The organism is Leisingera sp. ANG49, from assembly GCF_059694505.1.
Genome location: NZ_JCATZN010000002.1, coordinates 1 through 24,738, shown reverse-complemented (window position 1 = coordinate 24,738; position 24,738 = coordinate 1). Strand labels below are relative to the sequence as shown.

34 protein-coding genes are annotated in these 24,738 nt (G+C 63.8%); 7 read left to right on the top strand and 27 right to left on the bottom strand.

Features of this window, described 5'->3' with window-relative positions; genetic code table 11:
* Positions 1-345 precede the first annotated feature (345 nt).
* The 16 genes from AC58NV_RS06525 to AC58NV_RS06450 all read right to left on the bottom strand — a co-directional run bounded on the left by AC58NV_RS06525 (position 346) and on the right by AC58NV_RS06450 (position 9,040).
* Entirely contained in the window at positions 346-561 is a 216-nt protein-coding gene (locus AC58NV_RS06525; RefSeq protein WP_174148067.1) for a DUF1127 domain-containing protein, read from the bottom strand.
* A 268-nt stretch (positions 562-829) separates the two neighbouring features.
* Complete coding sequence (locus AC58NV_RS06520; RefSeq protein ID WP_497226415.1) at positions 830-1,042, bottom strand: DUF1127 domain-containing protein; 213 nt, start codon at positions 1,040-1,042, stop codon at positions 830-832.
* Positions 1,043-1,301: 259 nt separating this feature from the next.
* On the bottom strand, positions 1,302-2,222 hold the full coding sequence (locus tag AC58NV_RS06515) for a hypothetical protein (protein ID WP_497226414.1): 921 nt from the start codon (positions 2,220-2,222) through the stop codon (positions 1,302-1,304).
* A gap of 179 nt (positions 2,223-2,401) precedes the next feature.
* Positions 2,402-2,590 (bottom strand): 50S ribosomal protein L30, encoded by a 189-nt coding sequence (gene rpmD / locus AC58NV_RS06510; protein ID WP_019298002.1) that lies wholly within the window; start codon positions 2,588-2,590, stop codon positions 2,402-2,404.
* Between the two features lie 13 nt (positions 2,591-2,603).
* Positions 2,604-3,173 (bottom strand): 30S ribosomal protein S5, encoded by a 570-nt coding sequence (gene rpsE, locus AC58NV_RS06505; protein WP_065268166.1) that lies wholly within the window; start codon positions 3,171-3,173, stop codon positions 2,604-2,606.
* 118 nt (positions 3,174-3,291) lie between these two features.
* Positions 3,292-3,651 carry a 50S ribosomal protein L18 gene (gene rplR, locus AC58NV_RS06500; RefSeq protein WP_174148065.1) on the bottom strand — a complete coding sequence of 120 codons (360 nt, stop codon included), beginning with the start codon at positions 3,649-3,651 and terminating at the stop codon, positions 3,292-3,294.
* Between the two features lie 11 nt (positions 3,652-3,662).
* A complete protein-coding gene (gene rplF / locus AC58NV_RS06495; protein WP_039191295.1) occupies positions 3,663-4,196 on the bottom strand; it encodes a 50S ribosomal protein L6 in 534 nt (177 codons plus the stop codon).
* Between the two features lie 12 nt (positions 4,197-4,208).
* The gene (rpsH, locus tag AC58NV_RS06490) at positions 4,209-4,601 is read right to left on the bottom strand and encodes a 30S ribosomal protein S8 (RefSeq protein WP_019297998.1); all 393 of its coding nucleotides are present in this window, start codon (positions 4,599-4,601) and stop codon (positions 4,209-4,211) included.
* Positions 4,602-4,614: 13 nt separating this feature from the next.
* The gene (rpsN, locus tag AC58NV_RS06485; protein ID WP_019297997.1) at positions 4,615-4,920 is read right to left on the bottom strand and encodes a 30S ribosomal protein S14; all 306 of its coding nucleotides are present in this window, start codon (positions 4,918-4,920) and stop codon (positions 4,615-4,617) included.
* 20 nt (positions 4,921-4,940) lie between these two features.
* Entirely contained in the window at positions 4,941-5,504 is a 564-nt protein-coding gene (rplE, locus tag AC58NV_RS06480) for a 50S ribosomal protein L5 (protein ID WP_019297996.1), read from the bottom strand.
* The gene (rplX, locus tag AC58NV_RS06475; protein WP_019297995.1) at positions 5,504-5,809 is read right to left on the bottom strand and encodes a 50S ribosomal protein L24; all 306 of its coding nucleotides are present in this window, start codon (positions 5,807-5,809) and stop codon (positions 5,504-5,506) included. The genes rplE and rplX overlap by 1 nt, the downstream gene beginning before the upstream one ends.
* 2 nt (positions 5,810-5,811) lie before the next feature.
* On the bottom strand, positions 5,812-6,180 hold the full coding sequence (rplN, locus tag AC58NV_RS06470; protein WP_005621870.1) for a 50S ribosomal protein L14: 369 nt from the start codon (positions 6,178-6,180) through the stop codon (positions 5,812-5,814).
* A 99-nt stretch (positions 6,181-6,279) separates the two neighbouring features.
* Positions 6,280-6,510: a 30S ribosomal protein S17 gene (gene rpsQ, locus AC58NV_RS06465; RefSeq protein ID WP_005621877.1), complete on the bottom strand. Its 231-nt coding sequence runs from the start codon at positions 6,508-6,510 to the stop codon at positions 6,280-6,282.
* Positions 6,511-6,521: 11 nt separating this feature from the next.
* Positions 6,522-6,722, bottom strand: coding sequence for a 50S ribosomal protein L29 (gene rpmC / locus AC58NV_RS06460; RefSeq protein ID WP_019297994.1), 201 nt, complete (start codon positions 6,720-6,722; stop codon positions 6,522-6,524).
* Positions 6,723-6,920: 198 nt separating this feature from the next.
* Entirely contained in the window at positions 6,921-7,964 is a 1,044-nt protein-coding gene (locus tag AC58NV_RS06455; protein WP_497226413.1) for a succinylglutamate desuccinylase/aspartoacylase family protein, read from the bottom strand.
* A 455-nt stretch (positions 7,965-8,419) separates the two neighbouring features.
* On the bottom strand, positions 8,420-9,040 hold the full coding sequence (locus AC58NV_RS06450; protein WP_497226412.1) for a 2OG-Fe(II) oxygenase family protein: 621 nt from the start codon (positions 9,038-9,040) through the stop codon (positions 8,420-8,422).
* Between the two features lie 207 nt (positions 9,041-9,247).
* Between AC58NV_RS06450 and AC58NV_RS06445 the strand changes: the two genes are divergently transcribed.
* Positions 9,248-11,410 carry a methyl-accepting chemotaxis protein gene (locus AC58NV_RS06445; protein ID WP_497226411.1) on the top strand — a complete coding sequence of 721 codons (2,163 nt, stop codon included), beginning with the start codon at positions 9,248-9,250 and terminating at the stop codon, positions 11,408-11,410.
* 61 nt (positions 11,411-11,471) lie between these two features.
* On the opposite strand, the gene AC58NV_RS06440 is transcribed toward AC58NV_RS06445, so the two are convergent.
* A complete protein-coding gene (locus AC58NV_RS06440) occupies positions 11,472-11,804 on the bottom strand; it encodes a hypothetical protein (protein ID WP_497226410.1) in 333 nt (110 codons plus the stop codon).
* A 105-nt stretch (positions 11,805-11,909) separates the two neighbouring features.
* Here AC58NV_RS06440 and AC58NV_RS06435 point away from each other — a divergent pair, with 105 nt between their 5' ends.
* Positions 11,910-12,743 (top strand): DUF2711 family protein, encoded by an 834-nt coding sequence (locus tag AC58NV_RS06435; RefSeq protein WP_497226409.1) that lies wholly within the window; start codon positions 11,910-11,912, stop codon positions 12,741-12,743.
* Between the two features lie 63 nt (positions 12,744-12,806).
* On the opposite strand, the gene rplP is transcribed toward AC58NV_RS06435, so the two are convergent.
* From rplP to AC58NV_RS06395, 8 genes are all read right to left on the bottom strand, one after another.
* Complete coding sequence (rplP, locus tag AC58NV_RS06430) at positions 12,807-13,220, bottom strand: 50S ribosomal protein L16 (RefSeq protein ID WP_019297988.1); 414 nt, start codon at positions 13,218-13,220, stop codon at positions 12,807-12,809.
* 12 nt (positions 13,221-13,232) lie between these two features.
* Positions 13,233-13,943, bottom strand: coding sequence for a 30S ribosomal protein S3 (gene rpsC / locus AC58NV_RS06425; RefSeq protein WP_019297987.1), 711 nt, complete (start codon positions 13,941-13,943; stop codon positions 13,233-13,235).
* Positions 13,943-14,323: a 50S ribosomal protein L22 gene (gene rplV, locus AC58NV_RS06420; protein ID WP_008557868.1), complete on the bottom strand. Its 381-nt coding sequence runs from the start codon at positions 14,321-14,323 to the stop codon at positions 13,943-13,945. The genes rpsC and rplV overlap by 1 nt, the downstream gene beginning before the upstream one ends.
* Before the next feature lie 3 nt (positions 14,324-14,326).
* A complete protein-coding gene (gene rpsS, locus AC58NV_RS06415; RefSeq protein ID WP_008554066.1) occupies positions 14,327-14,605 on the bottom strand; it encodes a 30S ribosomal protein S19 in 279 nt (92 codons plus the stop codon).
* 3 nt (positions 14,606-14,608) lie between these two features.
* Positions 14,609-15,451, bottom strand: coding sequence for a 50S ribosomal protein L2 (gene rplB / locus AC58NV_RS06410; protein ID WP_019297986.1), 843 nt, complete (start codon positions 15,449-15,451; stop codon positions 14,609-14,611).
* A 309-nt stretch (positions 15,452-15,760) separates the two neighbouring features.
* Complete coding sequence (locus tag AC58NV_RS06405; protein WP_497226408.1) at positions 15,761-16,801, bottom strand: ABC transporter substrate-binding protein; 1,041 nt, start codon at positions 16,799-16,801, stop codon at positions 15,761-15,763.
* Positions 16,798-18,189: a sensor histidine kinase gene (locus AC58NV_RS06400; RefSeq protein WP_497226407.1), complete on the bottom strand. Its 1,392-nt coding sequence runs from the start codon at positions 18,187-18,189 to the stop codon at positions 16,798-16,800. The genes AC58NV_RS06405 and AC58NV_RS06400 overlap by 4 nt, the downstream gene beginning before the upstream one ends.
* Positions 18,182-18,853, bottom strand: coding sequence for a response regulator transcription factor (locus AC58NV_RS06395; protein WP_366663070.1), 672 nt, complete (start codon positions 18,851-18,853; stop codon positions 18,182-18,184). Before AC58NV_RS06395 ends, AC58NV_RS06400 begins: the two co-directional genes overlap by 8 nt.
* 157 nt (positions 18,854-19,010) lie before the next feature.
* Between AC58NV_RS06395 and AC58NV_RS06390 the strand changes: the two genes are divergently transcribed.
* From AC58NV_RS06390 to AC58NV_RS06380, 3 genes are all read left to right on the top strand, one after another.
* Positions 19,011-19,988 (top strand): Bug family tripartite tricarboxylate transporter substrate binding protein, encoded by a 978-nt coding sequence (locus AC58NV_RS06390; protein ID WP_497226406.1) that lies wholly within the window; start codon positions 19,011-19,013, stop codon positions 19,986-19,988.
* A gap of 89 nt (positions 19,989-20,077) precedes the next feature.
* Positions 20,078-20,509, top strand: coding sequence for a tripartite tricarboxylate transporter TctB family protein (locus tag AC58NV_RS06385; protein ID WP_174145711.1), 432 nt, complete (start codon positions 20,078-20,080; stop codon positions 20,507-20,509).
* Between the two features lie 12 nt (positions 20,510-20,521).
* Entirely contained in the window at positions 20,522-22,060 is a 1,539-nt protein-coding gene (locus tag AC58NV_RS06380; RefSeq protein ID WP_366663068.1) for a tripartite tricarboxylate transporter permease, read from the top strand.
* A gap of 138 nt (positions 22,061-22,198) precedes the next feature.
* Here the strand turns inward: AC58NV_RS06380 and AC58NV_RS06375 are convergent, their stop codons facing one another.
* Both AC58NV_RS06375 and AC58NV_RS06370 read right to left on the bottom strand, forming a co-directional pair.
* A complete protein-coding gene (locus tag AC58NV_RS06375; RefSeq protein ID WP_497226405.1) occupies positions 22,199-22,369 on the bottom strand; it encodes a hypothetical protein in 171 nt (56 codons plus the stop codon).
* Positions 22,366-22,704, bottom strand: coding sequence for an oligopeptide/dipeptide ABC transporter ATP-binding protein (locus AC58NV_RS06370; protein WP_497226404.1), 339 nt, complete (start codon positions 22,702-22,704; stop codon positions 22,366-22,368). The genes AC58NV_RS06375 and AC58NV_RS06370 overlap by 4 nt, the downstream gene beginning before the upstream one ends.
* 158 nt (positions 22,705-22,862) lie before the next feature.
* Between AC58NV_RS06370 and AC58NV_RS06365 the strand changes: the two genes are divergently transcribed.
* Both AC58NV_RS06365 and AC58NV_RS06360 read left to right on the top strand, forming a co-directional pair.
* Positions 22,863-23,582, top strand: a complete 720-nt coding sequence (locus AC58NV_RS06365; protein WP_497226403.1) for a recombinase family protein — start codon at positions 22,863-22,865, stop codon at positions 23,580-23,582.
* A 17-nt stretch (positions 23,583-23,599) separates the two neighbouring features.
* Entirely contained in the window at positions 23,600-24,115 is a 516-nt protein-coding gene (locus AC58NV_RS06360) for a hypothetical protein (protein ID WP_497226402.1), read from the top strand.
* Positions 24,116-24,738 lie beyond the last annotated feature (623 nt).

Sequence of the window (24,738 nt, the reverse complement as noted above, 5' to 3'; positions counted from 1 at the left end):
CGGGGGTGTCAGGCCCGGCGGGTGATCATGACCGGGGATGAGATTGCCAGAGCCGGGTTAAAACGCAGTAGGCGGTGCGTACGGTGGATGCGCAACAGGCCAGTACACCCCGGGTCTGAAGGCCGCTGAGAGCAGCGGCCGGACCTCGGGGCGGGTGCTGAAAGCGCCCTCCCGTTTTGCCAGAGGCAAACCTTCGGTTTGACGGGGGAGGTCCGGGCGCTGCCCGGCCTGCCGGCCGGGCGGGGTGCTGAACCTGAAAACAAAAACGCCCCCGCCGGATCGGCAGGGGCGCTTTGGGGCCGGGCTTTCGGAGAGGGAGGAGGATCCGTCAGCCGGCCAGGGAGATCACTTGCCGTAGACGTGCTCGCGGGCGGCGCCCGGGATGGCGCAGCGGCTGAGGCCGATGTCGGCCAGATCGCGGGCCGAGAGCGCGCGCAGCGCGTGGACGGTCTGCCGGTATTCGCGGCGCAGCTGCCAGTTCCGGATCAGGCCGGACACAATGCCTGCCAGGCGGGCGGGGATGCCGGCGGAAACCGGCGCGGTGAGAGTCGAATAAGCCATTGTTCTTGTTCCTTCGCTGCGCTGCCGGAGCGTGCCTCCGGCGCGTCGCTTGATCTGTTCGTCTGAGGTGAACGGGAAATAAGGATGGCCCGGCGGAGGTGCAACGGGCGCTTTGGTCTGGCGGCTATGCCGGGCACGCATAGCACAAATGCGTGAGGGATCTTGAAAGCCGGCAAAAGAAAACGCCCCCGCCCCGCGTGGGGCAGAGGCGCTTTGGCCCGGGCTTTGAAGAGGAGGAGGAGAGGAGCGCCCGGGAGAAAGGGAATTCTTAGCCGTAGACGTGCTGGCGCGCGATGTCGGCGATATCGCTGCGGCGGACGCCGATGTCGGACAGCTCGTGGTCGCTCAGCGCGTCCAGCTCGTTGTAGGTGCGCTGGAATTCGCGGGCTTTGGCCCAGGAGTCGATCAGCCCGTCAACGGTTGCGCGGATGCGGGCAGTGAGGCTGTGGCCGGTGTGTGCAGCGGAGATAACATGTGCCATCGTTCAGGTCCTTGTCTGTTGCGGGCCGGGCCTATTCCCGGCGGTCCGTTTTTGGTCGTTTGCTGTGACACCGAGATAGGACCAGGGGATGAGTCGAACAACTGACGCAACCGGCAACCCGCTATGCATGCGCTGCAAGGGGCCTTGCAGGCCGTTCAGCCGTCCTGCCCCTGCTCAATCCTCCGCGCTCAATGGGAAGGTCCGCGATCTGCGCAGGCCTGCCAGGCCGGCCGTGCAAGTCCCGTTCGGGGTATCTGCTTCAGGCCCCGGGACGCTGAACGGCCCTGAACAGCGTCATGGCCCCCCACAGCAGGAAGACCGGCAATACAAGCATGCGGAGCGTGAAGATGCCGATGAGTGTCAGGGATGCGCGAAGAATAGAGTCGGCCTCCTCCACAAAGACCTGCGCCGCCTCGAGATACCGGCCGCTTTGCTCAAAGACACCGCTTATTCCATCGCTGACGCCGGCGATCTGGCCGCTCAGCCATCCCAAAACCCCGGCCTCCCTGTCCTCTTCCCGGGACGTCTCCGCCGCTTCTGCTTGCTCTGCCCCGATGAGAATTTTCGCCTGCTGCGCGACACCGTCAAGCTCAGCCATCGCAGCGCTCATCCGGGCTCCGGTGGCGCGCTCTCCGGCCCAAACACCGATGGCAAAGACCAGAGGCATGGCAAGGCCAACTGCAAAGCCGAAAGCAATCCCCCGATTGCAAAACGGTGTCACCGGTCCGGCGAGACCGGGGTAAAATCCGGCGGCGCCCCGGCCCAACAGTCCGGCGCCGAGAACAACAAGCCCGACAGAAACCACGGGCGCCAAACCGACAGTTGCCAGTGCGGCCCCGGCCGCAACGAGAAAGACGGCATCGGCCACGCGTTCCACCGTATCGTCAACGGGTTCCAGTACCTTCAGCGGCTGAAGGCTCGCCTGCCCGACGACCGACGCGCCCACCTCGATCTCCTGAGCGGTGGACAGCGCAGCATTGATCGCGCGCAGCGAGACATACACGGCCACTGAGGACGTCGCGATATCCTCCGCTGTCCGCTCCGCCGCCGAGACAAGCGGGTTCCATTCGCTGCGCCCGAAGAGGCCGAAACCCCCGGCGCATAAAAGGAACAGGCCCAAAATCGCCCAGGCCGCCGATCTGGCGCCTTTTCTCACTGGATCGCGAGCCGGTCTGGTCATTGCTGTTTCACTGCTGCTGGCTGGAAGGTTGCACACACGCATACCACGTAAAGGCTGCGGCACAACACTTCTGCACCGTCCGGAACCAGCCCGGGCCGGTATGCGGACCGTTCCCGCACAACGAAAAACGCCCCCGGCGGAGCGGAGGCGTTTTCCAAAGTCAGTGCTCGAAACGGGGCTTAGCCGCGCTCTTCGATGATCTGAACCAGGTGCGGGATCGAGTTGACCATGCCGCGCACGGAGGGGGTGTCCTCCAGCTCGCGGGTCTTGTGCATCTTGTTCAGGCCCAGGCCAACCAGGGTTGCGCGCTGTTTGGCGGGGCGGCGGATCGGCGAGCCGATCTGCTTGACGACGATGGTTTTTGCCATGTCTCTCTACTCCTTACGCTTCAGCTTCGGCAGCTGCCGGTGCGTCGTCCCGCTTGGGCAGGATGTCGGCGACCTTTTTGCCGCGGCGCTGAGCCACCGAACGCGGGCTCTGCTCTTTCTGCAGGCCGTTCAGGGTGGCGCGGATCATGTTGTAGGGGTTCTGCGAACCGATCGACTTGGAGACCACGTCCTTGATGCCCAGCATCTCGAACACGGCACGCATCGGGCCGCCCGCGATGATACCGGTACCTTCCGGTGCGGTCCGCATCACAACTTTGCCTGCGCCGTGACGGCCGGACATGTCGTGGTGCAGGGTGCGGCCCTCTTTCAGCGGCACGCGGATCATCTGGCGCTTCGCCTGCTCGGTCGCCTTGCGGATCGCCTCGGGCACTTCTTTCGCCTTGCCCTTGCCAAAGCCGACGCGGCCTTTCTGGTCGCCAACGACAACCAGGGCTGCGAAGCCAAAGCGCTTGCCGCCTTTTACGGTTTTCGACACGCGGTTGATCGCGACCAGGCGATCTGCAAATTCCGGTGCCTCTTCACGCTCGCGGCGGGGGCCGCGGCGGTTTTCACGTTCTGCCATCAGACATTCCTTTCAGTGCGGCGCTCAGGCGCCTGTTCTATCAATCCTTGGTGAGAACCGGCCCAGAGGCCGGTCTCCCGGATCATCGGGGCGGCCCCGAGAGGCCGCCCGCATGGGATTAGATCTTCAGGCCGCCTTCACGCGCAGCGTCGGCCAGAGCCTTCACTTTGCCGTGGAACAGGAAGCCGCCGCGGTCGAAATAGGCTTCGCTCACGCCAGCCGCTTTCGCGCGCTCGGCGATTGCTGCACCCACTTTGGTTGCCGCTTCGATGTTGTTCTTGCCGACAACACCGAGATCTTTTTCCAGGGTCGACGCCGCTGCCAGGGTCACGCCGCGCAGGTCGTCGATCAGCTGAACAGAGATGTTCTTGTTCGAACGGTGCACGGACAGACGCGGACGGCCTGCGTTCACTTTGCGAAGCTTGTTCCGGACGCGCAGCCGGCGCTTCAGAAACAGGGTACGTTTGCTGTTTGCCATTTTGCTGGTCCTTACTTCTTCTTGCCTTCCTTGCGGAAGATGAACTCGCCCTTGTAGCGGATACCCTTGCCTTTGTACGGCTCGGGACGGCGCCAGTCGCGGATTTTCGCCGCCACTTCGCCCACCTGCTGCTGGTCGATACCTTCCACAACGATTTCGGTCTGCTTCGGTGCGGTGATGGTGATGCCATCGGGTGCAACGAAGTCGACGTCGTGGCTGTAGCCCAGGTTCAGCTTCAGGGTGTTACCCTGCATCTGCGCCCGGTAACCCACACCCTGGATCTCCAGCTCTTTCTTGAAGCCCTGGGTCACGCCGGTCACGAGGTTGGCCACCTGAGTGCGGGACATGCCCCACTGCTGACGGGCACGCTTGGACTTGCCGCGCGGCTCGATGGTGACAACGTTGTCGTTCACGGAGAGGGTGACGTCGTCGGTTGCGGTGAAGGTGCGGGCGCCTTTCGGGCCTTTCACTTCGATGGTCTGGCCGGACACAGAGGCGGAGACGCCGCTGGGCAGTTCGACCGGTTTCTTACCAATACGGGACATTGCGAGGCCTCCTTAGAAGACGGTGCAAAGCACTTCGCCGCCAACGTTGGCTGCGCGTGCGTTTGCGTCCGACATCACACCCTTGGGGGTGGAGACAATCGACACGCCCAGGCCCTGACGGACCGACGGGATGTCATTGACGCCCATGTAAACGCGGCGGCCGGGCTTGGAGACCCGCTTGAGCTCGCGAATGACAGGTTCGCCGTCGAAGTACTTGAGGCTGATTTCGATGGCCGGGTGGCCATTTTCACCAGTCATCTTCTCATAACCGCGGATGTAGCCCTCGTCTGCCAGCACGTCCAGCACCCATGCCCGCAGCTTGGAAGCCGGGGTCATGACGGTGGATTTGCCGCGCATCTGAGAGTTACGGATACGGGTGAGCATATCGCCGATAGGATCGTTCATATCAGTCTCTCCCTTACCAGCTCGATTTCACCAGGCCGGGGATCTGACCAGCAGAACCCAGCTCGCGCAGCGCAATACGGCTGACCTTCAGCTTACGGTAGTAAGCGTGCGGACGGCCGGTGAGCTGGCAGCGGTTGTGAAGACGGGTTGCCGACGAGTTGCGCGGCAGTTTCGCCAGTTTCAGACGCGCCTTGAAGCGCTCTTCCATCGGGCGAGATTCGTCGTTTGCGATTTCTTTCAGCTCGGCGCGCTTTGCGGCGTACTTAGCCACCAGGCGCTCGCGCTTCTTCTCGCGTTCGATCATGCTTTTCTTAGCCATGGTCTCTATCCTTCCCGCGCTTAGCTGTTGAAGGGCATGTTGAAAGCTTTCAACAGCGCCTTTGCTTCCGCGTCGGTTTTCGCGGTGGTGGCGATCACGATGTCCATGCCCCAGGCTTCGTCGATCTTGTCAAAGTCGATTTCCGGGAACACGATGTGCTCTTTCAGGCCCATGGCATAGTTGCCGCGGCCGTCGAAGGAGGTGCCCGAAACACCGCGGAAGTCGCGGATACGGGGCATCGCAATGGTGATCAGACGGTCGAGGAATTCGTACATCCGGTCACCGCGCAGGGTCACCTTGGCGCCCATCGGCATGCCTTCGCGAACGCGGAAGCCGGCGATGGAGTTCTTTGCCACGGTGGTCAGAGCCTTCTGGCCCGCAATCGCGGTCAGGTCGGCCTGGGCAGATTTGGCTTTCTTGCTGTCTTTGACAGCAGCACGGCCGCAGCCGATGTTCAGAACGATTTTCTCCAGCTTGGGGAGCATCATCTCGTTCTTATAGCCGAACTCTTCTTTCAGGGCGCCACGGATGGTGTCCTTGTAGAGAGTTTTCAGGCGCGGGGTGTAGGTTGCAGCGTCAAGCATCAGACAGTCTCCCCGGTGGTCTTGGCGAAGCGCACCTTCTTGCCGTCTTCCTCGCGGAAGCCGACGCGGGTTGCTTTGCCGTTGCTGTCCAGCAGTGCCAGGTTCGACAGGTCGATCGGCAGTGCCTTGGGCAGACGGCCGCCCTGGCTGTTTTGGGTCTGGCGGGTGTGGCGGATGGCCATGTTCACGCCTTCGACGACGGCTTTGCCGGCTTTCGGGTCAACGGAAGCAATGGTGCCTTCCTTGCCCTTATCGCGGCCTGCCAGCACGACGACCTTGTCGCCTTTACGGAGTTTCGCAGCCATGATTACAGCACCTCCGGAGCCAGCGAGATGATCTTCATGAAGTTCTTCGCGCGCAGTTCACGAACAACCGGGCCAAAGATACGGGTACCGACCGGCTCGTTGTTGTTGTTCAGGATGACAGCTGCGTTCCGGTCAAAACGGATCGCGGTGCCGTCTTCGCGGCGGACTTCTTTGGCGGTGCGCACGACAACGGCCTTACGGACGTCGCCTTTTTTCACGCGGCCGCGCGGGATGGCTTCTTTAACCGAGACGACGATGATGTCGCCAACGGAAGCGTATTTACGCTTGGAGCCACCCAGAACCTTGATGCACTGAACTCGGCGGGCGCCGGAGTTGTCAGCAACATCCAGATTTGTTTGCATCTGGATCATGTGGTTTCTCCCGACCTATGGGGCAGCGATGCGTGCTGGTATCCCCCAGGGTTTCGACTGACTGTTAAGTCTAGCCGCCAGGAGTCTCGGATGAGACTCTTAGGCTTCCAGAACTTCCCAGCGTTTCGTTTTCGATTTCGGCGCGCATTCGATGATGCGTACGGAATCGCCGACCTTGAAAGCGTTCTTTTCATCGTGAGCCCGGTACTTCTTGGACTTACGGATGGTTTTCTTCAGAACCGGGTGCGTGAAGCGGCGTTCAACCGAGACGGTGACGGTCTGGGCGTTTGCGTCGCTGGTCACAACGCCTTGCAGGATACGTTTGGGCATTGTGTCGCTCCTTATTCGGCTGCTGCTGCAGCTTTTTCGTTCAGGATGGTCTTGACGCGGGCAGCGTTGCGGCGGGCCGCTTTGATGCCGGAGGTCGATTCCAACTGACCGGTTGCCTGCTGAAAGCGCAGGTTGAAGCTCTCTTTTTTCAGGGATGCGAGCATATCGCGGAGTTCATCCACGGTCTTCTCGCGCAGATCATTGGCGTTCATCGCCTTTGTTCCTTGTCCAAAGCACCAGAAGGCCCCGAGGGTCACCTTGTTACCTGGTGGGTTATGTCAACCGCCCGGAACGGGCAGCAAAAAGAATCACTTGCCCCTGATCCATGCCGGACCGGGCACAAGCGATGGGTCCCTATAGAGGAGAAGGGGTGCAGGGGCAAGGGAAAGATTGGACGCCACCGGGGGCGGTCAGATGATCTCATCCTCATCGAACATCGCGGCACCGTCCAGCTGGGCGTTCAGGCTTTCGATGCGGCTTTCGGCCTCTTCCGGCGTCGCCACTTTGGCGATGTGGAACAGGGCGTCGCCCTCGTTGACGATGGGCATGTTGGCGCGGCCGATGATCAGGCCCGGCTGGCTGGCGGTCAGCTCCATCTCCTCCTCCCCGAAGGGGTCGGCGACGATACCCAGCACATCGCCCTCCTCCACCATCTCGCCGGTGCTCTTGAAGGCGCGCAGCAGGCCGCCTGCGGGGGCGCGCTCCCAGCTGCTGTCGCTGGCCTTGACCGGCACAGCCTCGGCCAGCGGCACGCCGTCCTCGGGGATCATGCCCAGGGCATGCATCACCCGCAGGATGCCAGCCACGCCGACGCGGGCGGACTGCTCGTCAAACCGCAGTCCCTCCCCCGCCTCATAAAGCAGGATATCGACGCCGGCCTTCTGCGCCTCCTTGCGCAGAGAGCCATCGCGCAGGGAAGAGCGGATCACCACCGGCGCGCCGAAGGCATCGGCATAACCCAGCGTCTCCTGCGACTTGGGCGACACCCGGATCTGCGGCATGTTGGTGCGGTGGATGGCGGCGGAATGCAGGTCGATGCCCAGATCGCAGCGCGCCACCACCTCTGTCATGAACAGATGCGCCAGGCGGCTGGCCAGCGAGCCGCCCTCGCTGCCCGGGAAGGAGCGGTTCAGATCGCGCCGGTCCGGCAGGTAGCGGGAGTGGTTGAGGAAGCCGAAGGTGTTGACGATCGGCACCACGATGAGCGTGCCCTTGAGCCGCGAGAACTGGCGGCTGCGCAGCAGGCGGCGGGCGATTTCCACCCCGATCACCTCGTCGCCGTGGATCGCGGCGGAGACAAACAGCGCGGGCCCCTCCTCCGCCCCATGGATCACATGGGCGGACATGGTGACCGGCGTGTGGTCCGACAGCACGCTGACCGGCATATCCACCGTGCGGCGGGTGCCGGGCGGAATGTGAAAGCCGCCGATTTCAAAAGGAGAACGCCGCGCCATAGATACCTCCCGTAGAACCGTTCCGGGACGCTATGCGGGTTTGGGGACTTTTTCAATTGCCGCACCCTGTTGAGGATGGTTTCGAACTGCCAGCCGTCCGGGAGGCGGGGGAGCCAGAGGCGGGGCCCTGCCGCATGGATCATCATGGCGCCGCGGAAGGTCCTGAGACGCTGAATGTCTTTGATGGCGACCTCACCGAATGCGCCCTGTTTATCAACCGCCAAAACCCGACGGGTGGTGATCACGTAAGTGGCTGAGCGGAAAGCCCGGTGAACAAACAGCCAAATTACCAGTGCAACCGGCGCGCAAAGAACAACAACCAGAACCTCGGTCAGCGTGGGTGCAATGCGCGAGTGGACCGCAAAAACAAGCTGCTCGTCTTCATGGAGCACGATCGGCGCATGGTCATACACGGGCGATGGTCCATGAGCAGGCGGGCGGCATTGGAATACTGATCAGTCCCAGCGGTAGTTGAAGCTGACGCTGATCCGCTCTTCCTCGGCCATGTTCATCGGCACCTCGTGGCGCAGCCAGCTTTCCCACAGCAGCACGTCGCCCACATCAGGCTTCATGTAGATGAAGGGCTGCAGCTCGCGCCGGGCGTCCTTGGTGCGGGTGGGCGCCGCCATCATCCGGGCCGAGCGCGGGTCCTCCAGCTTGAGCGCCGAAGCGCCTTCGGGCATCGACACATAGGTGGTGCCGGAGATCACCGAATGCGGGTGCAGATGGCTGGAATGGGTGCCGCCCTCGGGCAGGATGTTGATCCAGAGGTCCTCCAGCTTCAGTTCGCGCCCGTCCAGATCGAACTCCAGATCCTTGGCAAAGGCGGCGACGTGCTGGTCCAGCGATTTCACCAGGTCGGCAAAGATAGGAAAGCGCCAGGGCAGATCGGTGAGCGAGGCATAGGAGGTATAGCCGGGATAGCCGTTGTCCTCGCACCAGTCCTGGCCGGCATCGTCGTCGCCGGCGATGACAAGGCAGGAGTTTTCCAGTTCCTGCGCGTCAATCATGGGTCCGTATTCAGACAGTTGCGCGCGGTAGAGGCGGGTCACGAAGAGCGATTCAATCTGGGCCATGGCGCCGTCTTAGCGCAGCCCGCAGCCAAGCGCGAGCCCCTCTCCGAAGCCGGCTCCGGAAAGGCATCCGGCCCGCCTGTCGGGCCAGAGCTGCTGCCGCGCAGAAAAGTTCGATTTTCAATCCTAAAGCTCACGCTGCTTTAACGATTGCGAGCCATCGTGGATCAAAAAACCACCTCCAAAACCACAGAGAAATGGCCCAGTCGCATGAAGCTCAAATTTGCCGTCAGTACTGCTATCCTCTCCATCATCGCCCTGGCCGGAGGCCTGATGGCCGTCCTGGCCGGCCTCCTGCTCTATTCGCACAATGTGCGTGACGGGATGCAGCAGCGCGTTGCCGCAATCGAGGCGGTCTACCTGACCCTTGACGAAATCGAACTTGATTTCCTGATGGCCCGTCGCGCCGAGAAGGATTTCCTGCTGCGCCGGGACGAGAAGTACACGGCCCGCCACTCCGAAACGATGGCCAGGATCAGGACGTCATATGAAACCCTTGACCGGCTGCTTCCGAAAATTGCGGAACTGTCCGGGTCGGCCCGGCAGCTGAGTGGCATCGGCACCGCTATTGATGCCTATGAAGCCAGCTTCGGCGCATTGGCCGGCAGCAACATCCGGCTGGGGCTGGATGAAAACAGCGGCCTGGAGGGGCAGCTGCGCACCGCAGTCAAGAATGCCGAGGGCACGCTGAAGACGCTGGATCAGCCGGTCATGCAGGTGAAAATGCTGATGATGCGGCGGCATGAAAAGGACTTCATCATGCGCCAGGCGCCGAAATACCTGGACCGCCTGAACGCCCGGGTGGAAGAGTTCCGGGCCTTTCCGGCCAGCTATTATGACAGCGCCGCCCAGCAGAAGGAGATCCTGGGGCTGATGGAAACCTACCAGAGGTCCTTTGCCGCCTATGTCGCGGAGTCGCTGCAGGAAAAGCAGCTGCGCAAGGAGGTGTCCGGCCACTATGCCGATGCCGAGCCGATGCTGGCTGCGGTCCATGAGGAGGTGCGCGCGCTGCTGGATCAGGTGCGGGCCCAGGGGGAGACCGTGAGCGCAGAGGCCCGGTCCAACGCCCTGCGGGCGGCCATCGGCGGTTCGGTGCTGTTCGTGGCGGTGGCCTTGCTCATGGCGCGCAGCATCGCCCGGCCGCTCAAGCGCGTTGACATCGCTCTGAAGAAAATGATGCAGAACGATTTCAGCGCCGAGATCCCCCAAACCCGCCTCCGTGAAATTTCGGCAATTGCCGGCGCAGTCGGCGATTTCCGCGATGCGGAAGCCGCCAAACGGCAGCTGACAGAAGAGATTTCCGGCGTCATCGCCGCCTGCGGCCGGGGCGACTTCTCGCGCCGTATCGCGGCCGGCGGCGGCCGGGACGGCGGGCTGGGCAACGGCGTCAACATGATCGGCGAAGTGGCCGAGAAAGGCTTGGGCGATGTTCTGACAGTGCTGGATGCACTCGCCGAGGGCGATCTGACCCGGCGCATGCCGTCCGGCCAGCAGGGTGTGTTCAAGGATATCTCCGCAGCCATCGACAATCTTGCCGGCAGCCTTGACGCCATTGTCCGGCAGCTGGCCGGCAGCAGCGAGACGCTGAACGACACCTCGCAGGAAATCGCCTCTTCGGTCGCCGATGCGTCGCAGCGCGGCGAATCCTCTGCCGCGGCGCTGGAGGAAACCGCGGCGGCGCTGCAGACGGTGCACGACACGGTTCAGGATACCGCTGGCAGCGCACAGGAGGCCCGCCAATTCGTCAATGACGCCCAAACCAAGGCGGAAGCCACCCGCGAAGTTGCCGAACAGACCGTCGCCGCCATGCAGCGCATCAAGGACTCCTCCGATGCCATCTCGAAGATCACCAGCCTGATCGACGACGTGGCCTTCCAGACCAACCTGCTGGCGCTCAACGCGGGGGTGGAGGCCGCTCGGGCGGGCGAAGCCGGCCGCGGGTTTGCGGTGGTCGCCTCGGAAGTGCGCGCGCTGGCGCAGCGGTCCTCGGACGCGGCCAAGGAAATCAGCGCGCTGATCAACAGCAGCCAGGCCGAAGTGACCGGCGGGGTGGAGCTGGTGGATGCCGCGGGCGAGGCGCTGGCGGCCATCCTTCAGACCGTTACCCAGGCGGCAGAGAAGGTGAACGAGATCGCCGAGAACACCACCGAGCAGGCCAACAGCATTTCGGAGGTCAATGTGGCGCTGGAAGCGCTGGACAAGGATTCCCAGCGCAGTGCCGCCATGCTGGAGGAGACCGCAGCGGCAGGGCAGATGCTGCGGGACGAGGCCGCCAGCCTGACCCGCGCCGTCGCCGGTTTCCGCCTTGCCCCCGACGCGCCGGCGGCGGCGGAAACGGGCCTGGCCGCCGCAGACCCGGCCCGCGCCGCCTGACACGCCCCCTGCGCCGGGCCCGCGCGGGTCCGGTGCAGCACGCCTGCCAGGGGAGCCTGTTTCAGCCGTCGACCACCGTCATCGGGCAGCCCCGGTGCGCATTCGGCATCCCCACATGATGCGGGTTCTGAACCAGGTACCAGACCGGCGCATACCCCGGCGCCTGGGTGCGCGAATAGGTGCAGCCGTCCGGCGAGGTCCAATGCGCCGCCCGGCCGTCGCGCGACACGCTTCCCTGAGAGATGAAACTGTTCACAATTTCCCGTTTCGCCACCGGGTTCCGGTAGTTGGTTGCGGGGCCGTACATATTCGACAGGTCGTTGCGGTCAAATTCCACTGCACCGCAGGCCGGCAGGCCCAAGCACAGGGTTACAGGCACAATCAGACGTAACATTGGCTGTCCTCGCACTGAAATCACACACCAGTCCGGCCTGCGTCAGCAACGCAATCCTCCACCCCAAGAGGAAGGAGACGCGCCGGAACAATCACAGGGTAATGATTGGAACAAAGCCTGTACATTCGATTAACATCCGGCAATCGCCTAAAATCCAAGGCACTTCGCCAGGAATGCGGGCCGCTTGCAGGGCAGATTGCCGCCCGCTACCGTCGCCCCGTTGCTTTAAGGCTGATTGACTTGGAAAAACCACCGTTCTTTTACCCTGATAAGGACGAGACACCCTACCGGCAGTGGTTCTCCGGGGCGTTTGACCCCGTCTTTGTCGCCCTGAACCCCTTTTTGAAGCTTCCCGGCCACCCGCCCTGGAAGAACGGCGACTGGACACCTGAGAGCGCCGTTAAGACCGCCAAGATGCAGGGGCCATCCTGCGGCGTGTCCTGGCAGGAGATCGCAGATCACTGCGGCTTCCCCTCCATCCGCCACGTCAACCGCGCGCTCGGCCTCACCGGGTCAAGACGCCTATCGCCTGAATTCGCTTGCCCCGGCGACACTGAAAGGATGCTGGAGGTCTGCGCCTCCCGCAGCATCTACCCGCCTGATGAGGGCTGTGCATCACCACTGCTCGAGCTTGCCATGGGCACCTTCCTCCGAGTGCTTGGCCACGAGCACGTCACGGCTGCCGGTCACTTCGGTGTTTCCCGGTCCTCGCTGCTGGCGCGGGACCTGCTGGACAGGCAGCAGGAGTGCGATTGGGTCGAATTATGGCCGGAAGACCGGTCGCTCTACTGCACGATCTACATCGACTATCATTACTACCTGATCTGCCAAACCCGCGGGAGCTGGCAGCAAGCCAGGCCTGAAGACTACTTCGAAGGCTTTTATGCCGACGCAGAAACCTGTGACTTCTGGGGCGTTGGGGATTTCACTTCTCCCTGACCGCACAACGAAAAACCCCCGCCGATTGCTCAGCGGGGGTCTTTGATCTTGTCAGAACCGGGCTTACCAGTCTTCGCGGACCACGACGCGGGTCTTGACCGGCAGCTTCATCGCCGCCAGGCGCAGGGCCTCGCGGGCGATTTCATCGCTGACGCCGTCGATCTCGAACATCACGCGGCCAGGCTTAACCTTGGCTGCCCAGTAGTCCACGGAGCCTTTACCTTTACCCATACGGACTTCGGTCGGCTTCGAGGTCACCGGAGTGTCCGGGAAGATACGGATCCAAACACGGCCCTGACGCTTCATGTGGCGGGTCATGGCACGGCGGGCAGCTTCGATCTGGCGTGCAGTCACACGCTCAGGCTGGGTCGCCTTCAGGCCATAGGTGCCGAAGTTCAGGTCGGAACCGCCTTTTGCCAGGCCGTGGATCCGGCCCTTGTGCATCTTGCGGAATTTAGTGCGCTTTGGCTGAAGCATCTCAAATCCTCCTTAGCGACGGCCGCCACCAGCACCACGGGGTGCAGGGCCGTCCTGGATTTCTTGTGCTTTACGGTCACGCGCCGAAGGATCGTGCTCCATGATCTCGCCTTTGAAGATCCAGACCTTGATCCCGATGATCCCGTAGGGGGTCATCGCTTCGGAGTGTGCGTAATCGATGTCGGCACGCAGGGTGTGCAGCGGCACGCGGCCTTCACGGTACCATTCGGTACGCGCGATTTCCGCACCGCCCAGACGGCCGGCGACGTTCACCCGGATACCCAGGGCGCCCATGCGCATGGCGTTCTGCACGGCCCGTTTCATGGCACGGCGGAAGGACACACGGCGCTCCAGCTGCTGGGCGATCGACTCGCCGACCAGCTGAGCGTCCAGTTCCGGCTTGCGCACTTCAACGATGTTGAGGTGCAGCTCGGAGTCGGTCATCTTGGCGATTTTCTTGCGCAGGACTTCGATGTCCGCGCCTTTCTTGCCGATGATGACGCCCGGACGGGCGGTGTGAATGGTCACGCGGCATTTCTTGTGCGGGCGTTCGATGATGACGCGCGCAATGCCAGCCTGCTTGCATTCTTCCTTGATGAACTCGCGGATTTTCAGGTCCTCGAGCAGCAGATCACCGTAGTCTTTGGTGTCGGCGTACCAGCGGCTGTCCCAGGTGCGGTTGACCTGAAGGCGCATGCCGATCGGATTGACTTTCTGACCCATTAGGCTTGCTCCTCAACTTGACGCACCTTGATGGTGATCTCCGCGAACGGCTTCAGGATTTTGCCGAACCGGCCGCGGGCACGCGGACGGCCGCGCTTCATGGTCAGGTTCTTGCCAACCCATGCCTCGGCGACGATCAGTTCATCGACGTCCAGGTTGTGGTTGTTTTCAGCATTCGCGATGGCGGACTGAAGGCATTTCTTCACGTCCTGCGCGATCCGCTTGTTGGAGAAAGTCAGGTCGGTCAGGGCCTTCTCGACTTTCTTGCCGCGGATCATCTGAGCCACCAGGTTCAGTTTCTGCGGGGAGGTACGGAGCATGCGCAGTTTTGCCATTGCTTCGTTGTCTGCCACGCGGCGGGGGTTCTTTTCCTTGCCCATGACTTACTTCCGCTTCGCTTTTTTGTCTGCGGCATGGCCATAATAGGTGCGGGTCGGCGAGTATTCACCGAACTTCTGACCGATCATGTCTTCCGAGACGTTGACGGGGATATGCTTCTGGCCGTTGTACACACCAAAGGTCAGGCCGACGAACTGCGGCAGGATGGTGGAACGGCGCGACCAGATCTTGATCACTTCATTGCGGCCCGATTCACGCGCTGCTTCGGCCTTTTTCAGGACGTAAGCATCAACGAAGGGGCCCTTCCATACGGAACGTGCCATGGATTAGCGGCCTTTCTTCTTGGCGTGGCGCGAGCGGACGATGAGCTTCTGCGACGCCTTGTTTTTGTTGCGGGTCCGTTTGCCCTTGGTCGGTTTGCCCCAGGGGGTCACCGGGTGGCGGCCACCGGAGGTCCGGCCTTCACCACCGCCGTGGGGGTGGTCGATCGGGTTCATGACGACACCACGCACGGAAGGACGCTTGCCCTTGTGGCGCATACGGCCGGCTTTACCGAAGTTCTGGTTCGAGTTGTCCGGGTTCGACACGGCACCGACGGTGGCCATGCATTCCTGACGGACCAGGCGCAGTTCGCCCGAGGACAGGCGGATCTGAGCGTAACCGCCGTCACGGCCAACGAACTGAGCATAGGTACCGGCTGCACGGGCGATCTGGCCGCCTTTGCCGGGCTTCATTTCGATGTTGTGAACGATGGTACCGATCGGCATGCCCGAGAACGGCATTGCGTTGCCCGGCTTGATGTCGGCTTTTGCAGACGCGACAACCTTGTCGCCAACAGCCAGACGCTGCGGCGCCAGGATGTAGGCTTGCTCGCCGTCTTCGTATTTGATCAGCGCGATGAATGCGGTCCGGTTCGGGTCGTATTCGATCCGCTCAACGGTGGCCGCTACATCAAATTTGTTCCGTTTGAAGTCAACGATCCGGTAGAGGCGCTTTGCGCCGCCGCCACGGCGGCGTGCAGTGATCCGTCCGGTGTTGTTCCGGCCGCCCGATTTGGTCAGGCCCTCAGTGAGGGATTTGACCGGACGCCCTTTCCAAAGCTCCGAACGGTCGATCAGAACCAGCCCACGCTGGCCCGGCGTCGTCGGTTTATACGACTTGAGTGCCATGCTTTCTGTCTTCCGTTTAGCGTGCCAGGCCTTAGGTTCTTGTCTTTGGCCCAGCTATGTTGAAAGCCCCCCGAAGGTGGCCGATTTATAGGGCCCCGAAGGTCCCCGAGTTCGAACATCCTGACAAACATAAGGACCCCGGAAACGAATCCGGGGTCTTCAGGATGGATGGCGTTTAACAGACACGCCGGGGGGTGGCAATGACAGAGTTTCAGCTGTCCGGCAAATGCCGCGATGGCAGCCGCCGCGGCTTGGAAGCGCGTTCCGGGAACCGGCTGAAGCTGCCGTGTGAACGGCAACAGGCCGCGCTCAGCGACCGTCGCCGCGCCCGAAGGTGTCGCTCCAGAATTTGAGCAGCAACGCCCGCCTGTTGGGATCAAGCGCAACCAGCAGCGAAGGGGCAAGCGGGATCGACCGGCGGGCGCTGGGAGCCAGGCCGGAGTCCGCTGCCGCAATCTCGGTGACGAGGCCCGCCTTGGCCAGCAGCTCCTGCGCGTCCGGGCTCAGCAGGAAATCGAGAAGATCCACAGCCGCTGCCTTTTGCCGGGCCTTTGCGGGGATCATATAGGCGCGCGACAGCACAAGGGTGTAATCCTCGGGCAGAATGGTGCCGACCTCGGGGGCGGAGGCACTGGCGACATAGGACCCCAGCACGTTGTAGGCGATCAGGAAGCGGCCATCCGCCACGCCGGCGATGATCTCGGCGGAACAGCAGGTGGCGACGGCGTCGACACGGGCAAAGCCTTCCATCAGGGCGCCGAAGGTCGTGGCCTCCAGGCTGTCGCTGTAGGCGAACAGGTAGCCAAGGCCGGAGGCGGCGATGTCATAGGTGGCGATCCTGCCGCGGTAGAGGCCGGGTTCGGCGCGCAGCGCGTCGAGCAGGGCAAAGCGGCTGCGCGGCACATCGGCGCCGTCAAGCAGCTGCTTGTTGTAGACGATCACCGCGGGCTCGGTGGTGATCCCCCAGAGTTCATCGCGCCATCGCCGCGACGGCGGCAGCGCCAGCGCAGCGGGCGAACGGTGCGGATGGGCGCAGGCCGCGTTGACCAGCCAGACCATCTGCTGCACCGCGGAGGACAGGACCGCATCGGCAGGCGGTGTGCCCTGCTGGCAATCGGCGCGGCTTTGGGCAAACAGCGCATTGGAGCCCCATTGCTCGTAAGTGATCGTCAGCCGCGGGTTCAGTTCCGCAAAACGTTCGATAACCGGGCGGATGATGCTGTTGTCGGTGGTGGAGCGCAGCAGGAAAGGCACCGGGCCGCTGCCGTACTGATGGGTCGCCTCCTGCGCGGCGGCCGCGGCAGGACACAGCGCGGCAAGCAACATCAGCAGGCGCCGGATCCGCATCATGCCCCCTCCTCCGCGGCGGGCAAGACCAGCGCCGCGCGAAAACCGTCCTCTTCGCGCGCCATCTCCACCCTGCCGCCAAAGGCAGCCGCCACGGAGGCCACGATCGACAGGCCGATGCCGGTGCTGTTTTCCTGGGTCCCGGCGCTGCGGTTGAACCGGCTGCCCAGCTGCGCCGTGACCGCAGGCGCCGGGCCGGGGCCGGCATCGCGGACCCATAACACCGCGTCGCCGCCGCGCTGCTCCGCGCCGATGGCCACCGGCGGGGTGCCGTGCCGCAGTGCATTGCCCAGCAGGTTGCTGCCGGCCTCGCCAAGGGAAAAGGCATCGGCACGCACCATCACGGGATCCTCGCCGATTTCCAGCCGCAGGTCGGTGCCGGGCGCCAGCAGCGCGTGATCGTTGCGTTCCATGATTTCGAGCGCGACTTCGCGCAGGTCGACGGGCAGCCGCGGGGCGCTGTCGGTGCGGTGCACCACCAGTGCCCGGCTGAGCAGCTGCTCCAGCAGGGTGCCCAGCGACCGGGTGCGTGCCAGCAGCCGGTCCATGGCCCGGCGGCGGGCCGCTTCGCCGGGTTCGGCAACGGCGGTTTCCGCCTGCACCCGGATCGCGGCCACCGGGGTGCGCAGCTGGTGCGCAGTGTCGGAAATCAGGTTGCGCATTGCCTCGACCTGCCCGTCCAGCCGCCCCATGAAGCGGTTCATGGCGCCCAGCACCACCTGCAGCTCCCGCGGCAGGCGTCCGGTGGCGATCGGGGTCAGGTCATAGGGATCACGGCGGGCCAGATCCTCGGTGATCGCGTCAAGCGGCCGCAGAGCCGTGCGGATGACCAGCCAGGCCATCACCATCAGCGCCAACCCCGCCGCCGCCATCGGCAGCAGCGCGTCCAGCATCAGTTCCGCCGTCATCGCCTTGCGCGCCCGCAGGGTCTGGCCGACCACAACCTCGACCAGGCCGGAGAAATCGCGTTCCGCAAAGCGGCGGGTGACCCGCACGAACCGGGCAGGCTCGCCATTGAGTTCGGCTTCGAAATACTCCGGCCCGCTGCTGCCGGGTGCGGGCGCGTGGATTCCGGTTCCGGGGTCAACGCCGGTGATAAACACCTGACCGGGTCCATGCACCGCGTAATAGATGCGGTCTTCGGGCGCCTGCGCCAGCAGCTGGAAGGCCGAAACCGGCAGATCGGCGACCGGGGCGCCCGATTGCACACGGACCGACTCCGCGATGTCGCTTGCCGCGCCCAGCAGGATCCGGTCATAGGCCTGGCGGGCTGCCTGCTGGCCGTTCAGCCAGGCAGAGCCGGAGACCAGCAGCCCGCCCAGGAGCAGGATCAGCAGCACCGCCCCCAGCACCCGGGCCGCCAGGGTGAGCGGCGGGCGCGGCTCAGCCATTCAGATGCAGCCGGTAGCCGACCCCCCGCTGGGTGGCGATGCTGACGTCGCTGCCCGCGATCTTCTTGCGCAGGCGCGCGATATAAAGCTCGATCGCATTCTCACCCACATCGGCATCGTCAAATCCATAAAGCGAGTCATAGAGCCGGGTTTTGGAGAGATAACGGTCCTGGTGGCGGATCAGCATATCCAACAGCGCCGCCTCCCGCCGGGTCAGTTCCAGCAGGCGCCCGTCCAGCCGGGCGCTGCGGTCGCTGGGGGCAAACACCAGCGAGCCAAGGACGATCTGTTCGTCCTTGCGGTCTGCCTGGCGCCGCACCAGCGCCCGCAGCCGCGCCTCCAGCTCGCGCTGGTCGAAGGGCTTGCCCAGGTAATCATCCGCCCCCTGGTCCAGCGCCGCCACCCGGTCATCCACCGAGGTCAGGGCGGTCAACATCAGCACCGGCGCCGGGTCGCCTGCCAGGCGCATTTCGCGCAGCAGCGACAGACCGGATCCGTCCGGCAGGTTGATGTCGAGGATCACCGCGTCGTATTTCTGCACGGCGCGGCAGTCGCGGGCGCTTTCGATGTCCGGCGCCAGATCGCAGACAATGCCGCAGCGGGCCAGATGAGCAATCACGCCCTCGGCCAGATCCTCTGCATCCTCGACCATCAGGACCCGCATCTTATGGCACTCCGCGTTGCTGAAACCGGCGACAGGTTGGTGACAGCTTCAATGGGTAAACATGTCTAACCCGCAGGAAAGGGGCTGCCAAAGCGATTTCTTGCAGAGGAATTTCCGGCGCTTGGGAGTGCGCCGGCCATGACCTGAGGAGGAACATATGAAATTCACCGTCACCCGCGGCCTGGTTGCCGCTGCCGCCCTGTCACTGTCTGCCATTGCCGCCGGCGCGCAGGAAAACCCCGAGTGCATCGCCCCGGCCAACCCGGGCGGCGGCTGGGACTTCACCTGCCGCCAGGTCGGCAAGTCGCTGCAGGATCTGGGGCTGATCGACAAGACCATGCAGGTCGTGAACCTGGCCGGCGGCGGCGGCGGCGTGGCCTTTGCCGAGGTGGTCAACAAGCGCGTGGACGATGGCAACCTGATCGTCGCCGCCTCCAGCGCCACCGCAACCCGCCTGGCGCAGGGCGCCTATCCGGGCAACAGCATGGACCAGGTGCGCTGGCTGGCCTCCATCGGCGCCGACTACGGCGTGATCGCGGTTGCCGCTGACAGCGGCATCGAGACGCTGCCGCAGCTCTTGGACACCATCAAGGCCGATCCGTCCTCAGTCTCTGTCGCCGGCGGCTCTGCGGTTGGCGGCTGGGATCACCTGAAGGTGCTGATCGCGGCCAGTGCCTATGGCATCGAAGATGTGCGCACCGTGAAATACATCGCCTTTGACGGCGGCGGCGAGGCCGTGACCCAGCTGCTGGCCGGGTCGGTGCAGGCCTTTACCGGCGACATTTCCGAAGCGAAGGGGTTCGTGGATTCCGGCGATATCAAGGTGATCGCGGTGCTGTCGCCAGAGCGCCTGCCGGGTGAGTTCGCGGATTTCCCGACCGCCAAGGAACAGGGCGTTGAAGCCATCGGCGCCAACTGGCGCGGCTTTTATGCGCCGGGCGGCATGTCGGACGAGGCCTATGAAGCCTGGGTTTCCAAGATCGGCGATCTCTATGCCTCTGACGAGTGGAAAGACGTAATGGCCGCCAACGGCCTGGCGCCGCTGGACCTGCAGGGCGCCGCGTTCCAGGATTTCGTGGCCGGTTCGGTTGCGCAGATCCAGTCGATTTCCAAAGAGATCGGCATCATCAAGTAACCTGCGCCGGGCCAGCCCGGGGGAGGCCGCGCAGCCATGCGGCCCCTTCGGCGGGCTGGCCCCGCCTGACACCTGAACTGGAGACCGCCATGAGCGATCGTATCTTCGGTGTCTTCGGCATGATCCTTGCCGCCGGCTATGTCTTTGCCGCGCTTGCGATCGAGGAAAGCTTTCTCTCCGATGCCGTCGGCCCCAAGGCCTTTCCCCTGATCATCGCTGCCATCCTCGGCCTGTCGAGCGCCGTGATCGCGCTGCGCCCGGACCCGGAACCGCATTGGCCCGCCCTGGGACGGCTGGCGGAAGTGGCTGCCGCGGTGGTGGTGCTGATCCTCTATGCCGAGATGCTGCCCGTCGCGGGTTTTGTCATCGCCACCGCCTTTGCCGCCGCCTATCTGGCCTGGCGGCTGGGGTCGGGACCGCTGGAGGCGGCAGCCGTGGGCGCGGGCACTTCCGTTGGCATCTATGTCACCTTTCACCTGATCCTGGGCCTGTCGCTGGCCAAGGGTCCGCTTGGCTTCTGAGGAGGGCGGAACATGGAGCTTCTCGCAAATCTTGGCGACGGCTTTGCCATCGCGCTCAGCTGGCAGAACATAGGCCTGGCGCTGCTGGGGTGTTTCCTGGGCACCATCATGGGCGCGCTGCCCGGACTGGGGCCGTCGAACGGGGTCGCTATCCTGATCCCGCTGGCCTTTACCATGGGGCTGGGGGCGACGCCCTCGCTGATCCTGCTGACCAGTGTCTATTACGGCGCCATGTACGGCGGGCGCATCAGCTCGATCCTGCTGAATATTCCCGGCGACGAGCCGGCCATGATGACCTGCCTGGACGGCCACCCGATGGCCAAGAAGGGGCTGGCGGGCGAAGCCCTGTCGCTGTCGGGCATCGCGTCCTTCGTGGGTGCGTTCCTGGCCACCTGGGGGCTGATCCTGCTGGCGCCGCAGCTGGTGAAGATCGCCCTGCTGTTCGGCCCGGCCGAGTATTTCGCCCTGTTCGCGCTTGCTTTCATGACGCTGGGCGGCGTGTCCTCGACCAACCAGGCGAAATCGGCCTTTGCCGCGGCGCTGGGGCTGGGACTGGCAACCATCGGCGTCGATACCCAGACCGGAGTGCCGCGGTTCACCTTCGGCGAGGTGCATCTGTATGACGGGCTTGACTTCCTGGTCGCCATCGTCGGCCTGTTTGCCCTGTCCGAGGTCTTCATCTTCCTGGAAACCCGGCACGGCGGATCGGACGCGGCAGGGCGCAAGCTGACCATCGGCAAGCTCTACCCGCCAATGGCGATGATCCGGCAGACCACGCCCACCATGCTGCGGACCTCCTTTTTGGGCTTCATTGCCGGGGTGCTGCCCGGCGCCGGCGCTTCGCTGGGATCGTTCATCTCCTATTCGATGGAAAAGAAGCTGGTCGACAAGGAGGGCACCTTCGGCACCGGCGACCCGCGCGGCGTGGCGGCGCCCGAAGCCGGCAACAATGCCGCGGCCGGCGGAGCCCTGGTGCCGATGCTGGCGCTGGGGGTGCCGGGATCGGGCACAACCGCAGTGCTGCTGGCGGTGCTGCTGGCGCTGAACATCACGCCGGGTCCGCTGCTGTTCAGCCAGAACCCGGACGTGGTCTGGGGTCTGATCGCCGCCCTGTTCATCGCCAATATCATGCTGCTGGCGATGAATATCCCGATGGTGGGGCTGTTCACCCGCGTGCTGATGATCCCCTCGCGCATCCTGATGCCGATCGTGGCGATGGTGAGCTTCGTCGGCATCTACGGCATTTCCGGCAGCACCTTCGACCTCTTGGTGATGATCGGCTTCGGGGTCATGGGCTGGGTGCTGCGCAAGCTGGATGTGCCGCTGGTGCCGGTCATTCTGGGCACGCTCTTGGGCAACGCGATGGAGAACAACCTGCGCCGTGCGGTGACCATCGACAACGGCAACTGGTGGACCCTTGTGGACAGCCCGCTGTCCATCGCGCTCTGGGCGATAGCGATCATCGGCTTTGTGCTGCCGCTGATCGTCGGTGCGCGGGTAAGGGCCAAGATGCACCAGCGCCAGGACGAGGAAGGCGCGATCAGCGACTGACCCCGCAAACCGCCATCCCGGTCCTTGTTCCGGGATGGCGGACATGGGCCCGCGCCTGCCTGCGCTGCATTGCCCGGATAGCGCCCAGACAGGCGAAAGCGCAAACGGTTTGGCGGCTGATCGTCACGGCGGCTTGGTTTACAACGGCAAATGATCGTTGCCAGGCCTTTCGCCCCGCTTGATGTCAAAGCTTGCCCCGTCCACCGCGCGCAGCATCTGCACTTCGGTTTTGAACAGCGTGCGGGTCTTGAAAGGGAAATGCACCGCTAGATCCTTGACCTCAATCAGCGAGTCCTTGTGCTTGCTCATGCTGTGCTCCGGCCCTTGTTTGTGTGCAGCCAGCAGCGCACCGCGCGGCCGGGTATTGTTGAGGTTTCCGCCGGCTCCTGCGCATCACAGGTGCCCGCGATGGCTTGGGCGCAGCGGGTGTGGAACGGACAGCCCCTCGGACGCGCCGTGGGACTGGGAAAATCGCCAGGCACCGGCTTCAGGCGGTCGTACAGATGATCCAAGCTGGGAATCGCGGCCAGCAGCCCTTGGGTATAGGGGTGCTGCGGGTTGCGGATCACTTCTTTGGCAGGGCCCCGCTCTACGATTGTACCCAGATACATCACCGCCACGTCATCGGCGATCTGTGCAATCACGCTATTGCCATGAAGGCCCACCGCGGCCTCAAAGGGCGTGCGTTGGCGGGCAAATCCGCAAGCGGCAAGGCTTCGGCTACAATCTGAAGCCGCAACTCACAACAAGCGGCGACCAGATCCGCGGGGAGCGCGAGATCAACCCGGAGGAGGCCGCGGTCGTGCACAGGATCTTCCGGGATTATGCCAAGGGCCTGCCCCCCAAGAAGATCGCAGAAGCGCTCAATACTGAAGGCGTGCCGTCCCCGCCCGGCCGCCAATGGGGCGCCTCCACCATCCATGGCAACCGCCGGAGGGGCACCGGCATTCTGAACAATGAGCTCTATGTCGGGCGCATGGTCTGGAGCCGGCTGACCTACGACACCAACCCCGACACAGGGAAACGGCTGTCCCGCCTCAATCCGCCGGAAGACGGGATCACGGAGGATGTCCTCGGCCTGCGTATTCTGGATGACCAGCTCTGGCAGGCGGTGAAGACGCGTCAGGGTGAGGTGCGGCAGGCGATGAACCCGGCGGGTGTTCTGACGGAACGGCCGAAGCTTGAACGCGCGCGCCGCCCAACCTATCTGCTGTCAGGCCTCTTGCGCTGCGGCTGCTGCGGCGACGGCTTTGCCAAGATCTCCAAGGACAGCTACGGCTGCGCTGGTGCCCGGAACAAGGGCGCTGCGGTCTGCACCAACCGCGCCACCATCGGCCGGACAGAAGTGGAAGAGCGGGTGCTTTCCGGGCTGAAACAGCGCCTCCTGGCACCGGACCTGCTGGCGCAGTTTGCGGAGGAATTCCGCAAGGCGTTCAACGACGCCGCCGCGGGGCCTGCCAGGACCGGCAGAAGGCCGAACACTCCCTCAAGAAGGTGGAAAGCCGGATCGCAAACATCCTGACAGCTATCTAGGACTGCATGTATACCGCATCGATGAAGGACAAGATGTCTGAGCTGGAGGGTGAGAAGGCCCGCCTTGAGGCGGTCATCGCGGACAATCCGGAGCCCCCTGCCCTGCGGCTGCACCCGGGCCTGTCGGCGCGGTACCGGGAGCTGATCGAGGATCTTGCTGGCGCTCTAAATGCACCGGAAGTGCGGCGGGAGGCGTCGGCGTCGCTGCGGGTGCTGATTTCGGAAGTTCGGATGGTTCCGGACGCGGATGCGCCGGGCGGGCATCAGCTTGAACTTGTTGGGGAATTGGCGGGGCTGATGGCTTTGGGGAGCCCTGAATCGAAAGAGCCCCCGCTGGCGGCGAGGGCTTGGTCGGAAACGTTGGTTGCGGGAGCGCGCATTGGACTTTGGCGAAAAGAAAGATCTTCGCCCCTGTTCGCAGGTAAGATACACCGCATACCGGAGTCGCCCACCACAGGACCGACAGGCGCATGTCAGTTAGTCGAGGCCGTTTCCGGCGAAGCGCCGTCGGTGGCACCCTGACCGTATTTGCCTTGGCTCGATGCTGCGGCCAACTCCTCTGCGTCCGCAGCCGCCTCGGTCTCCTCTTCTTCGGCGTCCTCATGCATCTCATCGACGACCTCCGGCCGCAGCGGATGGGTAGAAATCCGAGGCCGTTGCCGGCCGGGCCGCAGATGAGCTGCATGAGCTCGTCGAGCGTGTGGTGGTGCATTGGGACGAAGAGGCGCCGGGCCACTGGCTCTCGATCGAGGGCAACCTGCTGGAGATGCTACGCAAATCGGCGCCGAGGGATCTCGACGCCGTGCGTGGTGCGATTTTCGCGGAAGTTGGTTGCGGGAGCACGCAGCCAGCGTTGCAGAACTCGGCTGAGCTGTCGTATTTAACCAACAAAGCTTGGTGAGAGCTCGCAGCTACCTTTGCCGGTCTTTACCGGGAGCAGGTCGCCGGTCTTACCGCCGCACTGAACGATCCTGCCACCAAGAGCGAAGCTGGCACGATCCTCCGCAGCCTCCTGTCCGAGGTGCGACTGATCCCGGAAGATGGTTCTCTGGCCATTGAACTGGTTGGCGAACTTGCGGGACTGATAGCATTGGGGCAAACAAAAACGGCCCTTGAAGCAGGTGCTTCGGGCCGTTCTCTATCGC

Excerpts from the sequence above, each read along its gene's own strand:
- AC58NV_RS06525 (WP_174148067.1), bottom strand. The coding sequence starts at position 561 with ATGGCTTATTCGACTCTCACCGCGCCGGTTTCCGCCGGCATCCCCGCC.
- AC58NV_RS06520 (WP_497226415.1), bottom strand. The coding sequence starts at position 1,042 with ATGGCACATGTTATCTCCGCTGCACACACCGGCCACAGCCTCACTGCC.
- AC58NV_RS06515 (WP_497226414.1), bottom strand. The coding sequence starts at position 2,222 with ATGACCAGACCGGCTCGCGATCCAGTGAGAAAAGGCGCCAGATCGGCG.
- rpmD (WP_019298002.1), bottom strand. The coding sequence starts at position 2,590 with ATGGCAAAAACCATCGTCGTCAAGCAGATCGGCTCGCCGATCCGCCGC.
- rpsE (WP_065268166.1), bottom strand. The coding sequence starts at position 3,173 with ATGGCAGAACGTGAAAACCGCCGCGGCCCCCGCCGCGAGCGTGAAGAG.
- rplR (WP_174148065.1), bottom strand. The coding sequence starts at position 3,651 with ATGGCAAACAGCAAACGTACCCTGTTTCTGAAGCGCCGGCTGCGCGTC.
- rplF (WP_039191295.1), bottom strand. The coding sequence starts at position 4,196 with ATGTCCCGTATTGGTAAGAAACCGGTCGAACTGCCCAGCGGCGTCTCC.
- rpsH (WP_019297998.1), bottom strand. The coding sequence starts at position 4,601 with ATGAACGATCCTATCGGCGATATGCTCACCCGTATCCGTAACTCTCAG.
- rpsN (WP_019297997.1), bottom strand. The coding sequence starts at position 4,920 with ATGGCTAAGAAAAGCATGATCGAACGCGAGAAGAAGCGCGAGCGCCTG.
- rplE (WP_019297996.1), bottom strand. The coding sequence starts at position 5,504 with ATGCTTGACGCTGCAACCTACACCCCGCGCCTGAAAACTCTCTACAAG.
- rplX (WP_019297995.1), bottom strand. The coding sequence starts at position 5,809 with ATGGCTGCGAAACTCCGTAAAGGCGACAAGGTCGTCGTGCTGGCAGGC.
- rplN (WP_005621870.1), bottom strand. The coding sequence starts at position 6,180 with ATGATCCAGATGCAAACAAATCTGGATGTTGCTGACAACTCCGGCGCC.
- rpsQ (WP_005621877.1), bottom strand. The coding sequence starts at position 6,510 with ATGCCCAAACGTATCCTGCAAGGCGTTGTGACCAGCGACGCAAACGCC.
- rpmC (WP_019297994.1), bottom strand. The coding sequence starts at position 6,722 with ATGAACGCCAATGATCTGCGCGAGAAGACCGTGGATGAACTCCGCGAT.
- AC58NV_RS06455 (WP_497226413.1), bottom strand. The coding sequence starts at position 7,964 with ATGGCGCGGCGTTCTCCTTTTGAAATCGGCGGCTTTCACATTCCGCCC.
- AC58NV_RS06450 (WP_497226412.1), bottom strand. The coding sequence starts at position 9,040 with ATGGCCCAGATTGAATCGCTCTTCGTGACCCGCCTCTACCGCGCGCAA.
- AC58NV_RS06445 (WP_497226411.1), top strand. The coding sequence starts at position 9,248 with ATGAAGCTCAAATTTGCCGTCAGTACTGCTATCCTCTCCATCATCGCC.
- AC58NV_RS06440 (WP_497226410.1), bottom strand. The coding sequence starts at position 11,804 with ATGTTACGTCTGATTGTGCCTGTAACCCTGTGCTTGGGCCTGCCGGCC.
- rplP (WP_019297988.1), bottom strand. The coding sequence starts at position 13,220 with ATGCTTCAGCCAAAGCGCACTAAATTCCGCAAGATGCACAAGGGCCGG.
- rpsC (WP_019297987.1), bottom strand. The coding sequence starts at position 13,943 with ATGGGTCAGAAAGTCAATCCGATCGGCATGCGCCTTCAGGTCAACCGC.
- rplV (WP_008557868.1), bottom strand. The coding sequence starts at position 14,323 with ATGGGCAAGGAAAAGAACCCCCGCCGCGTGGCAGACAACGAAGCAATG.
- rpsS (WP_008554066.1), bottom strand. The coding sequence starts at position 14,605 with ATGGCACGTTCCGTATGGAAGGGCCCCTTCGTTGATGCTTACGTCCTG.
- rplB (WP_019297986.1), bottom strand. The coding sequence starts at position 15,451 with ATGGCACTCAAGTCGTATAAACCGACGACGCCGGGCCAGCGTGGGCTG.
- AC58NV_RS06405 (WP_497226408.1), bottom strand. The coding sequence starts at position 16,801 with ATGATGCGGATCCGGCGCCTGCTGATGTTGCTTGCCGCGCTGTGTCCT.
- AC58NV_RS06400 (WP_497226407.1), bottom strand. The coding sequence starts at position 18,189 with ATGGCTGAGCCGCGCCCGCCGCTCACCCTGGCGGCCCGGGTGCTGGGG.
- AC58NV_RS06395 (WP_366663070.1), bottom strand. The coding sequence starts at position 18,853 with ATGCGGGTCCTGATGGTCGAGGATGCAGAGGATCTGGCCGAGGGCGTG.
- AC58NV_RS06390 (WP_497226406.1), top strand. The coding sequence starts at position 19,011 with ATGAAATTCACCGTCACCCGCGGCCTGGTTGCCGCTGCCGCCCTGTCA.
- AC58NV_RS06385 (WP_174145711.1), top strand. The coding sequence starts at position 20,078 with ATGAGCGATCGTATCTTCGGTGTCTTCGGCATGATCCTTGCCGCCGGC.
- AC58NV_RS06380 (WP_366663068.1), top strand. The coding sequence starts at position 20,522 with ATGGAGCTTCTCGCAAATCTTGGCGACGGCTTTGCCATCGCGCTCAGC.
- AC58NV_RS06375 (WP_497226405.1), bottom strand. The coding sequence starts at position 22,369 with ATGAGCAAGCACAAGGACTCGCTGATTGAGGTCAAGGATCTAGCGGTG.
- AC58NV_RS06360 (WP_497226402.1), top strand. The coding sequence starts at position 23,600 with ATGTATACCGCATCGATGAAGGACAAGATGTCTGAGCTGGAGGGTGAG.